The organism is Pseudomonas sp. CGJS7 (assembly GCF_036961695.1).
In genome coordinates this window covers 1-1,909 of record NZ_JBAMDI010000283.1, presented here as the reverse complement: position 1 = coordinate 1,909, position 1,909 = coordinate 1, and the positions used below count along the sequence as shown (strand labels likewise).

Here is a 1,909-nt window from a genome sequence, read left to right as displayed (position 1 = left end):
GGGCGATGCCGCCACGGCCGGCACCTATTCGGGCGCCAACCTGAAGACGGTGACCGACCCGACCACCGGCGCGATCAACGTGCAGCTGGCCGAGTCGCCGAAGTTCGGTAACGTGGTGATCAACGACGGGGGCACCGGCAAGATCACCGGTGTGACCGCGGCCGACCTGAGCGCGACCAGCACCGATGCGGTCAACGGCAGCCAGTTGTTCGCCACCAACCAAGCGGTGCAGGCGGCCGGCGCCGGTTTTAACGTCACCGCGCAAGGCGCTAACGGCACCACCGTGGCGCCGGGCGAAACGGTGGACTTCAAGAACGGCGACAGCAACATCGTCGTCAGCAAGACCGGTGCGGACGATAACGTCAACTTCGATCTGGCCGACGACATCACCGTCACCAGCGTCGTTGCGGGCAACAGCCGTCTGGACAACACCGGCCTGACCATCACCGGCGGTCCGAGCGTGACCTCGGCCGGTATCAACGCCGGCAACCAGGTCGTCAGCAACGTCGCCGCTGGCGTTACGGCTACCGATGCGGTCAACAAGAGCCAGCTCGATGCGATCGGCTCGACCGCCAACGCCGGCTTCAACATCACCGCGCAGGGCGCCAACAGTACCAACGTGGCTCCGGGCGAAGCGGTGGACTTCAAGAACGGCGACGGCAACATCGTCGTCAGCAAGACGGGGGCGGACGATAACGTCAACTTCGATCTGGCCGACGACATCACCGTCAACAGTGTCGTCGCCGGCAACAGCCGTCTCGACAGCACCGGTCTGACCATCGCCGGTGGCCCGAGCGTGACCTCGGCCGGCATCAACGCCGGCAACCAAGTCGTCAGCAATGTCGCCGCTGGCGTCGCAGCTACCGATGCGGTCAACAAGAGCCAGCTCGATGCGGTCGGTTCGACCGCCAACGCCGGCTTCAACATCACTGCGCAAGGCGCCAACAGCACCAACGTGGCTCCAGGCGAAGCGGTGGATTTCAAGAACGGCGACAGCAACATCGTCGTCAGCAAGACCGGCACCGACGACAACGTCAACTTCGATCTGGCCGATGACATCACCGTCAACAGTGTCGTTGCGGGCAATAGCCGCCTCGACAATACCGGTCTGACCATCACCGGTGGTCCGAGCGTGACCGCGGCCGGCATCAACGCCGGCAACCAAGTCGTCAGCAACGTCGCCGCCGGCGTCGCGGCTACCGATGCGGTCAACAAGAGCCAGTTGGATGCGGTCGGTTCGACCGCGAACGCCGGCTTCAACATCACCGCGCAGGGCGCCAACAGCACCAACGTAGCTCCGGGCGAAGCGGTGGACTTCAAGAACGGCGACGGCAATATCGTCGTCAGCAAGACCGGTGCCGACGATAACGTCAACTTCGATCTGGCCGACGACATCACCGTCAACAGCGTCGTTGCGGGCAATAGCCGTCTGGACAACACCGGCCTGACCATCACTGGCGGTCCGAGCGTGACCTCGGCCGGTATCAACGCCGGCAACCAAGTCGTCAGCAACGTCGCAGCGGGCGTCGCGGCTACCGATGCGGTCAACAAGAGCCAGCTCGATGCGGTCGGCTCGACCGCGAGCGCCGGTTTCAACGTCACCGCGCAGGGCGCCAACAGCACCAACGTGGCGCCGGGCGAAACGGTGGACTTCAAGAGCGCCGACGGCAACATCGTCGTCAGCAAGACCGGTGCGGACGATAACGTCAACTTCGATCTGGCCGACGACATCACCGTCAGCAGCGTGGTTGCGGGCAATACACGTCTGGACAACACCGGTCTGACCATCACCGGTGGCCCCAGCGTGACCTCGGCCGGTATCAACGCCGGCAACCAAGTCGTCAGCAACGTCGCCGCTGGCGTCGCGGCTACCGATGCGGTCAACAAGAGCCAGCTCGATGCGGTCGGC

At 64.5% G+C, this 1,909-nt stretch carries 1 pseudogene; it reads left to right on the top strand.

The window, feature by feature from the left end:
- Positions 1 to 1,909, top strand: a pseudogene (locus tag V7787_RS52680) (hypothetical protein); the annotation flags it as partial.